The organism is Actinomycetota bacterium (assembly GCA_013152275.1).
Lineage (GTDB): Bacteria > Actinomycetota > Acidimicrobiia > Spongiisociales > UBA4744 > BMS3Bbin01.
In genome coordinates this window covers 42,130-50,659 of sequence record JAADGS010000057.1, presented here as the reverse complement: position 1 = coordinate 50,659, position 8,530 = coordinate 42,130, and the positions used below count along the sequence as shown (strand labels likewise).

Annotated in this window: 10 protein-coding genes; 7 read left to right on the top strand and 3 right to left on the bottom strand. The window is 62.8% G+C overall.

Features of this window, described 5'->3' with window-relative positions:
• Window positions 1-85: 85 nt before the first annotated feature.
• The 4 genes from GXP34_09545 to GXP34_09530 all read left to right on the top strand — a co-directional run bounded on the left by GXP34_09545 (window position 86) and on the right by GXP34_09530 (window position 3,062).
• Complete coding sequence (locus tag GXP34_09545) at window positions 86-379, top strand: Na+/H+ antiporter NhaA (protein NOY56215.1); 294 nt, start codon at window positions 86-88, stop codon at window positions 377-379.
• Window positions 376-1,374, top strand: coding sequence for a Na+/H+ antiporter NhaA (gene nhaA, locus GXP34_09540; protein ID NOY56214.1), 999 nt, complete (start codon window positions 376-378; stop codon window positions 1,372-1,374). The genes GXP34_09545 and nhaA overlap by 4 nt, the downstream gene beginning before the upstream one ends.
• Window positions 1,375-1,569: 195 nt before the next feature.
• Window positions 1,570-2,901, top strand: coding sequence for a lysine 2,3-aminomutase (locus tag GXP34_09535; protein NOY56213.1), 1,332 nt, complete (start codon window positions 1,570-1,572; stop codon window positions 2,899-2,901).
• On the top strand, window positions 2,901-3,062 hold the full coding sequence (locus tag GXP34_09530; GenBank protein ID NOY56212.1) for a hypothetical protein: 162 nt from the start codon (window positions 2,901-2,903) through the stop codon (window positions 3,060-3,062). The genes GXP34_09535 and GXP34_09530 overlap by 1 nt, the downstream gene beginning before the upstream one ends.
• Before the next feature lie 231 nt (window positions 3,063-3,293).
• Here GXP34_09530 and GXP34_09525 read toward each other — a convergent pair whose 3' ends face one another.
• Together GXP34_09525 and GXP34_09520 are read right to left on the bottom strand one after the other, a co-directional pair.
• Window positions 3,294-3,476, bottom strand: coding sequence for a hypothetical protein (locus tag GXP34_09525; GenBank protein ID NOY56211.1), 183 nt, complete (start codon window positions 3,474-3,476; stop codon window positions 3,294-3,296).
• Window positions 3,477-3,512: 36 nt separating this feature from the next.
• Window positions 3,513-3,920 carry a CoA-binding protein gene (locus GXP34_09520; GenBank protein ID NOY56210.1) on the bottom strand — a complete coding sequence of 136 codons (408 nt, stop codon included), beginning with the start codon at window positions 3,918-3,920 and terminating at the stop codon, window positions 3,513-3,515.
• A gap of 76 nt (window positions 3,921-3,996) precedes the next feature.
• On the opposite strand from GXP34_09520, the gene GXP34_09515 reads away from it, so the two are divergent.
• Window positions 3,997-6,276: a TPM domain-containing protein gene (locus tag GXP34_09515; GenBank protein ID NOY56209.1), complete on the top strand. Its 2,280-nt coding sequence runs from the start codon at window positions 3,997-3,999 to the stop codon at window positions 6,274-6,276.
• An 88-nt stretch (window positions 6,277-6,364) separates the two neighbouring features.
• Window positions 6,365-6,775, top strand: coding sequence for a thioredoxin family protein (locus GXP34_09510; protein ID NOY56208.1), 411 nt, complete (start codon window positions 6,365-6,367; stop codon window positions 6,773-6,775).
• 325 nt (window positions 6,776-7,100) lie between these two features.
• Here GXP34_09510 and GXP34_09505 read toward each other — a convergent pair whose 3' ends face one another.
• Window positions 7,101-7,439, bottom strand: a complete 339-nt coding sequence (locus GXP34_09505) for a nuclear transport factor 2 family protein (protein ID NOY56207.1) — start codon at window positions 7,437-7,439, stop codon at window positions 7,101-7,103.
• Window positions 7,440-7,536: 97 nt separating this feature from the next.
• Between GXP34_09505 and GXP34_09500 the strand changes: the two genes are divergently transcribed.
• Complete coding sequence (locus tag GXP34_09500; GenBank protein ID NOY56206.1) at window positions 7,537-8,484, top strand: DUF72 domain-containing protein; 948 nt, start codon at window positions 7,537-7,539, stop codon at window positions 8,482-8,484.
• Window positions 8,485-8,530: the final 46 nt, after the last annotated feature.

Genomic DNA, 8,530 nt, shown 5'->3' with positions numbered 1-8,530 from the left:
GCCGGATCGTGATCGCGTTCATCGTACGTGGCTGCATTCTCAGCGGCCCGTTCCGAGGATCTTCATTTCTCCTGTGCTGCGGTTCATGCAGATCGAGGCGGCGTCTGGTGTCCTGCTGCTCATCGCGGCGGTCGTCGCGATCGTGTGGGCGAACCTGCCGGGTGGTGAAAGCTATGAGCGGTTCTGGGAGACGGCGGTCAACCTGAACATCGGCGGGTTCGCTCTGAACGAGACGCTACGAGAAGTCGTCAACAACGGCCTCATGACGATCTTCTTCTTCGTTATCGGGCTCGAGATCAAACGTGAACTCGCCGTCGGTGAGCTGCGCGACCCCAAGGCCGCGGGTCTCCCGGCGTTTGCGGCACTCGGCGCCACATGATCTTTCCGGCGGTCATCTATCTTGCGTTCGTCCACAACCTCGGACCGGAAGCCACACGGGGGTGGGGAGTCCCGGTCGCGACCGACATCGCCTTCTCGGTCGGCATTCTGGCCCTCGTCTCCAAACGTGTGCCTCTCGGAGCGAAACTGTTCCTGCTCACACTGGCCATCGCCGACGACATCGGCGGCATCATCGTCATCGCGATCTTCTACACGACCAACCTCGCCCTGAAATACCTCATCGGCGCAATCGTGCTGTTCGCACTGGTGAAACTCGCAGAACGCGCCGGTATCCGCTCGATGGGGTTCTACTGGGCGGTCGGATTCGTCATCTGGTACTTCATGCTCGAATCGGGCGTGCACCCGACACTCACCGGCGTGTTCCTCGGACTCCTCACCCCTGCCGCCGCCATGTACTCAGACAAGCAGTTCTACGAGAAGACCGACTTCGTACTCAAGGCGTACGGACCCGAAGAAGACTCACGCCACTCCCAAGCTCGCGTCGACCACGGCGCCAGAGAAGTCGCGGCAATCGCAACCGAATCGATCCCGCCACTCAACCGCCTCGAACACGCCCTCACACCCTGGAGCTCCTTCCTGGTGATCCCGATCTTCGCCCTCGCCAACGCAGGCGTCCGCTTCACAGGCGTCAACATCCTCGACGAACTCACCAGCAAGGTCACCCTCGGTGTGGGACTCGGACTCCTGGTCGGCAAGTTCATCGGCGTCTCGCTCTTCACCGCCATCGCCATAAAGCTCGGCATCGGCAAACTCCCCAAGAACACCACCTGGCATCACATCTTCGGTGTCGCACTCCTCGCCGGTGTCGGATTCACCGTCGCCCTGTTCATCACAACACTCGCCTTCCGAGACCCGGCTCTCACCGACATGGCAAAGACAGGCGTCTTCGCCGGATCCTTCCTCGCCGGAGCCCTCGGCTACGCCTACCTCCGCTTCTTCACCAAACCCATCGAAACCACCACAAACGACGACTAGGAACCCGCCGAGTACCACCGCCCACCCACCCTGTGCTTCGCATCGCGACCTCACGCCGACACAAGGCCTCGGGGCAGGCGCAACGGCTGCTGCAGCAACCGGCGGAAGTCGCGCCGGCGCCGTGGCCAACCCGCCAGACCACCGTTTTCCTGAAGCCCATGCACAGCAGACGTGATCATTGGGTATGTTGTACGTATGGGTGTCGCGAAGAAAGCACATCAATTCAGGGCGTATGGAAAAGCGTCGATAGACCAGATTCCACAGCTCGAAACGTGGACAGCTCGAGATCGAGGACGTCTTCGCGCGCTCGCCCATGTCTTCCCCTTCCGCGTCAACAGGTATCAACTCGACGAGTTGATCGACTGGAACAGCGTCCCCGACGATCCGATCTTCCGCCTCGTATTCCCGCAGCCAGAGATGCTCGATGAGCGAGACCTCGAACGGATCGAGCAGCCGATGAGCCGCGACGCTCTCCACGAATCGGTACGTCGAATCCACCGTTCTCTCAATCCACACCCGGCCGGTCAACTCGATCTGAATGCGGCTCTTCTCGACGGGAGACCGCTGCCTGGCATTCAACACAAGTACCGCGAAACGGTGCTGTTCTTCCCGAAGCGCGGCCAGACCTGTCCCGCCTACTGCACCTACTGTTTCCGATGGCCACAGTTCGTCGGAGACGATCGAATCGCCGCCACCGAGGTCCAGCCACTGATCCGCTATCTCCGCGAGAACCCGGACGTCACGGACCTGCTGATCACCGGAGGGGACCCATTCACCATGCGCGCGCGGGTGCTGGCCCGATACATCCAACCGATCCTGGATCAGAGGCCGGGCGGGCTCACCTCCATCCGCATCGGCACCAAGGTCCCTGCCACCTGGCCGTACCGTTTCATCAGCGACCGCGACACAGATGAACTGCTCAAACTTCTCCGACGTGTGGTCGACGCAGGTTTCCACCTCGCGCTGATGATTCACTACACGCACCCCCGCGAACTCTCCACCCCGGCTGCGGTGACGGCAGTCGGCCGCCTCAAAGAGACCGGCGCCGTACTGAGGTCACAATCGCCGATTGCCCGCCACATCAACGACGATCCGGACATCTGGGCATCCATGTGGAACCGTCAGGTTCAGCTGGGCATTGTGCCCTACTACATGTTCGTCGCTCGGGACACAGGAGCCCGTGCCTACTTCGAACTTCCCCTGGCACAAACCCACGCCATCTTCTTCGCGGCGTACAGACAGGTCTCCGGCCTCGGCCGCACCGTTCGTGGCCCCGTCATGTCAACCACGCCGGGCAAAGTCATGATCCACGGAACAACTCGCATCGGCACACAAAAGGCCTTCTCGCTGTCGTTCCTCCAGGCGAGAGATCCCGCCTGGGTCGGAAAGCCGTTTCTCGCTCGCTACGACCCGCTGGCGACATGGTTCGACAATTTGAAACCACTCGATGGTTCGTTCTTCTTCGAGCGGTTGCCCGAAGTCGAACGCCCCCACGACACCCGCCCGACGATCGAACGGAGGCCCTGATGGATGAGACGATCACTTGCGTCGATTGCGGCGGGACTGCCCACCTGATCTCGTATCCGCCCGAAGAAGGGTTCGAACCTGGCGATATCCTCGTCTACCGATGCGAGGACTGCCTCGATCGCTGGGACATCGTCCACGAGGAGCACCTCCCTGGCGAATAGCCGGTCATCGATCACAAGAACGCTCCCACAAGGCGGCGGCGCTGCGACCGCCGGGAGCCGGGGACTGCCGACTTCCCATCCTGCGATCCACACGATGCGACCGTCCGAATCCCCGAAATCACCGGCCCGCAGCCGCCTTCGGTCGAACTCGGTCACGCTGCGCGGGGTTCGACCTGGAACTCGATTTCCCAGGCCGCCGGACCTTCGATACAGGACGTGAACACCGTCTATCTACAACCCGATCTCGACGACATTTGGGATTGCGGGAGATCCGGCCGCGTCTTCGTTCGGTGCGAGCATTCCGCCACCACCATCGCGAAGGGCAAGGGCGCGGGACACACGCAAGAACGGAAGCCCTGGAACGTCGCGATGTGCATGCGGCGACAACTCCCCGCCGGAGATCCGCAGGGTCATGCCCGCGATCTCCGCATGTTTCTCCTTGCAGGGCACCTACCCCGCGAACAGTCGTCGATACTCGATCTTGGGACAGCGGTCCATGACGACCTCGAGGCCGGCCTTTCTCGCACGTATCGCGGCACCCTCGTCGATGACGCCCAGCTGCATCCACACCGCCTTCGCCCCGATAGCGATCGCCTCGTCGACGTGCCGTCCTGCGTGTTCGGAACGACGGAAGATGTCGACGACTTCGATCGGATCCGGGACAGAGGCCAGATCGGGGTATGCGGTCTCACCGAGAATCTCGTCGGCGGCAGGATTGACGGGGATGATCCGAAACCCCCGGTGCTGAAGGAACGCCGCCACGTCGTGGCTCGCGCGAGTCGGTCGGGGGGAGCACCCCACCACGGCCCACGTTCGATATCTCGACAAGATGTGGCGTGCCGCCTCTTCGTAGTCCATGGTCCCTCCAACACGTCCGGCCTACCCGAAGATTCCCGGTCGGCTCGCTCACGCCAAAACGGTAGGCTCGCTGTCAATGAAACGTCTCCTCTCGATTCTCGCGCTGCTGCTCATGCCGGCAACCCCGGCACTCGCCCAGAGTGCACCGACCTGTCCTTCGTTCGAAGGGATCACCTGCGCTGGGTGGGTGACCGATACCGTGGGGGTGATCACCGACGACGCTCGACTGGAGGAAGCCGTCGGCCGTGTCGTCGCCCAGTACGGTCACGAGATCGCCGTCGTGGTGATCCGGAACAGCGACCCTCGTTCGCCGAACGAGTTCGCACAGGATCTCGGAAACGCGTGGGGAGTGGGCGCTGCAGACCGCAACGATGGGGTCGTCGTACTGATCGACCTCGACAATCGGGCCACGGCGATCGAGACCGGGAAAGGTCTGGATATCTCCTCTTCACAGCTCGACTTCGTCGCCGGACTCGGGAAGAGTTTCTTCGCCGCCGGTGATTTCGACGGTGGGATCGCCGCGATCGTGGGTGGCCTCGGGCAGACGTTCGCCGGAAGCACTCCGGTCGCCTCCACCGGTTCTCCATCCGGAGAACCCTCCTCGTCGAATGCAGGGCTGATCATCGCGATCGTGATCTTCGGAATCGGCGCGGTGCTCGTCGGTACGGGAGCAGCCAAAACTCGTCGCGACCGACGGTCCCTGGCTCGCAAGCAGCGACAAGAACGCGTCGACGGGGAACTGGCACGCCTGCGGCCTGCGGGTCATGAGCTCACCGTGCCGGCCGAGGTCACCATCGCTCCTCCCGCGACCGCAGTCTCCACCTCGACCCGAGAGGCACTGTCGACCCTCGGGGCGCTCAAACAAGGATCTCCTCCAGCGACAAGGCTTGCACTCGAAGCACTCTGGACGCACGGAGCCGTCGAAGTCCTCGACACCAAGAAACTTCGCACCGAGATCCCCCTCGAGCTGCGCGTGAGCGGTGAGCAATCTGTGTTGGAGGATTCTCTGCAGCAAGCCTCTCGGGACGCGATCGACGAGACCGACGACCAAGCCTTCGAGGTCACGCTCGGACGCCTCCGCTCCATCGTCGACGCACTCCGCCCATACCGAATCGCCGAGGCTCGTCGAAAACTGGCGATCGCATTGGCCGACGAGATCGTCCACACCCCGATCGGAGCGACCGTGGTCAACGATCTTGGAGTCCGGCTCCTTCAGGCGGGCCCTGTGCTCGAGGACACCGATCCCATCGAGACTTCGATTGCATCTCTTGAAGACGCGTATGCGACGGCGAGAGCGAAGACCGACAGGTTGGAGGCCATCTACGAGAAGTTGCCCGACTCGCTGGCCCGGCCGGCCGTGGCAGTTGCGCTCGCGGATGTGATGGATGATCCCCAGGAGTCGGTGGACCGATACGAAACGATCAGAGTCGAGCTCGAGGAGAAAGGGTCCGACCTGCGCCAAGATGGTCTTGAACTTCCGGCCGTGGCCGCGTTCCTACTCCTCAACAACGACTCGGTGCCGGACTTCCTCGCGGCATACCACGATGCGCGTGGGTACGGGTACGAGCCGGTCGTCGCCGTCGAGCTGGCCATTGCAGGGCTGACGAGTTCGAGCGAGATCGAGAGGATCCGCGACGAGGCGAAGCGGCTTGGATTGCCGATCTCCATTACGGCGGCACTCGTTCGGAATGGTGAGCGGTCGGTCACGGCATTCAACGAACTGGCAAACCAGCTCTCTGCCAAAGGGGTCACCGGAGAGACTCGTCGTACGATCGCCGCCGTTCTGGCAATCTCTCTGGAACCGGCACGTGCCCTCGACCGATGGCTGGATGCCCGCCGCGCCCTCGCCGACCTCGGGCTCTCGGGGGCGTACGCCGACACCGCCGCGGCGTTCGGAGCCTCCGATCCTCGCGGGCCTCGCGCATTCGCGCTCGCGTACGCGGCACAGCGCCAGGCCCTCGAGCGTTCCACCATCGACGACGCCGATCGCTACGCACCGGAACTGGCTCACGAAGGCACATCGGGACAGGCAGACTCGTGGACCGGCCGCCCGTTGCCGAGAGACCTCGGAACCTTCGACCCATTCACACTCTTCTACTACCACTGGGTGATCACCAGGGGCGTGAGCCAGGCGCTTGGATGGAGCCCCATCTATCGAGATACTTCGTGGTCCCAATCCAAGAGCAGCTGGTTTGGAGGGTTCGGTGGTGGCGGCGGCTTCGGATCCGGCGGGGGAAGCGGCGGATCCTCGTGGGGTTCCGGGGGAAGCGTCGGCAGTTTCGGTGGCTTCGGTGGTGGCGGCGGCTTCGGTGGTGGCGGAAGCTTCGGTGGTGGCGGTGGAGGAGGCGGCTGGTAGCCGGCAGGAAGGGCACCGGAGCGGTCCGAGAGTGGACAAATCCACCAACTCGAGCATACCCTTGCCCCGTTCCCCCTTGTAGGCAGTCGTGGCATTCCGCAGACGCACCAGAGCGATCAACGTAAAGAACATCGATCAGATCGAGCAGTTCACGGCCGACGGCAAACCGGTCCTCATCGACTTCATGCAGTTTTCGTGCCCGGCGTGCAAAGCGATGGACGGCACCATCGACGAGCTCGCTCATGAGTTTCGTGGATCTGCCCACGTCCTGAAAGTCAACGTGGGCAAGGTGCCGGGCGCCGTGGAACACTACAAGATCAAGGGCACGCCGACGTTCGTACTGTTTGGGACGTCGGAACGATCCCAGCGTAAGGCGAAACAGCGTGGCGAGGAAGACACCAAGAAGATCACGCAGCGCTTTCGCACCACCGGTGTCGTCAAGAAAGAACAACTCCGTCGACTGCTGACCACCAACGGAGCAGAGGCAGCCGACTCATAGGCACCTGCCGGGCGACACATGGCTCACCTCTCGATGGCCGTGCAGTGCTCCACCCCCTCCTGACACGCCACGCGACTGCGCTTTGCCACGACTGAATCGTCACGTTGCCCCCGTGGTAGTACATCGACGCGTTGCGTCTTCGGACTCTTTGAACCCGACGGCAACCGCCGCCACGTTCGCCCCGTGGTCTTGCATCGACTCGAGGCTGCGATACGAAGCACGGGTGGGCCGCCACGACATCGTTCCTTGTTTGTAGGGGGTCTATGGCCGCCAGGAGATCGTTCTCATGCGTGGTGCCTGGTACGTGCATCATCCGGCAGAGGCCCTAGAACCAAAACTTGCCGCGACCGTCGGGGTCGGACGTGAATCCCCATGCCTCGGTGATCCGTCCCCCGTTCGTACAGAAGACGTGTACCTCGTCCGCCGTGTAGGTCCCTTCTTCCCGATGCACGGTCATGTGAGCCAACACCACCGTATGGAGATCGTTCGCAAGTATGTCGTGCACCTCGATCATGAACGACCCACGGGTGTCCTGAGCGAGTGACCTGAGAAACTCCAGGATCTCCTCCCGACCCACCTTGTCGCCTGCGAGCGGCGTATCCCCGCGGACGTGCCATATCGCGTCGTCGGCGAACTCGCGGGCAAACCCCTCGCAGTCACCCACGGAGAAGCACCTGTACCCCTCTTTGATCCGCCGGATGCCCGGATGCTCCATGTCTTGATTGTCGCACAGGGTGGGTCGGAGCGCGTACCCTCTCGGCATGGCCAGCGACACCATCGCCGACCGGGGGCTCCTCGTCGGAACATGTTCGTGGACAGACAAGACCCTGCTCGAATCCGGCGCCTTCTACCCGCCGGACGTCGACACGGCCGAGAAGCGCCTTCGCTACTACGCATCCCAGTTCCCGATCGTCGAGGTCGACTCCACCTACTACGGCCCTCCCAACGAGCGAACTGCAGGGTTGTGGGTCGAGCGCACGCCCAACGACTTCACCTTCGACATCAAGGCGTTCCGACTCCTCACTCAGCATCCGACTCCTCCGCGGACACTGTGGAAGGATCTGCGAGAGGCACTGCCCCAGGAACAGGCCGACAAGCGCAATGTCTACGCCCGGGATCTTCCGAGGGAGTTCGTCGCCGAGGCGTTCCACCGCTTTTCCGAGGCGCTCATGCCTCTGCACTCCGCAGGAAAGCTCGGCTCGATCCTGATGCAGCTCCCTCCATACGTCTATCCCTCGCGAGGTTCCCTCGGCTATCTCTCCTGGGCCGCAGAGCAGCTCGAGGAATTCGATGTGGCGGTCGAGTTTCGGCAGCAACGCTGGATGGACCGGGACCATGCCGGCTCCACGCTCGACTTTCTGCGAGAACATGGCCTCGCCTACGTCTGCGTCGACGCGCCTCGAGGGTTCAGAAGTTCCGTGCCACCGGTGGCAGCGGTAACAGCGCCGATTGCACACGTGCGCTTCCACGGCAGGAATGCCGACAACTGGGAACGCAAGGGAATCACCGCCGCCGAGCGGTTCCGCTACGACTACCGGGAAGACGAGCTGCGAGAGTGGATCCCCCGCATCCGGCTTCTTCGCGAACGAGCGGAGCGTGTGCATCTGTTGATGAACAACTGTTACGCAGATTACGGGATCAGATCCGCGCGGCTGTTGTCCCGGCTGCTCTCCGAGGCCGACTGGACGCATCTGGAATCCACCGAGTGATGCCGGTACCAGGTACCTGGTACTTCGTATCGCAACCTCATCGATG

Bases quoted from the DNA above. Each gene is read 5' to 3' on its own strand.
- GXP34_09500 (NOY56206.1), top strand. From the start codon at position 7,537: ATGGCCAGCGACACCATCGCCGACCGGGGGCTCCTCGTCGGAACATGT.
- GXP34_09515 (NOY56209.1), top strand. From the start codon at position 3,997: ATGAAACGTCTCCTCTCGATTCTCGCGCTGCTGCTCATGCCGGCAACC.
- GXP34_09545 (NOY56215.1), top strand. From the start codon at position 86: ATGCAGATCGAGGCGGCGTCTGGTGTCCTGCTGCTCATCGCGGCGGTC.
- GXP34_09520 (NOY56210.1), bottom strand. From the start codon at position 3,920: ATGGACTACGAAGAGGCGGCACGCCACATCTTGTCGAGATATCGAACG.
- GXP34_09530 (NOY56212.1), top strand. From the start codon at position 2,901: ATGGATGAGACGATCACTTGCGTCGATTGCGGCGGGACTGCCCACCTG.
- nhaA (NOY56214.1), top strand. From the start codon at position 376: ATGATCTTTCCGGCGGTCATCTATCTTGCGTTCGTCCACAACCTCGGA.
- GXP34_09535 (NOY56213.1), top strand. From the start codon at position 1,570: ATGGGTGTCGCGAAGAAAGCACATCAATTCAGGGCGTATGGAAAAGCG.
- GXP34_09525 (NOY56211.1), bottom strand. From the start codon at position 3,476: ATGACCCTGCGGATCTCCGGCGGGGAGTTGTCGCCGCATGCACATCGC.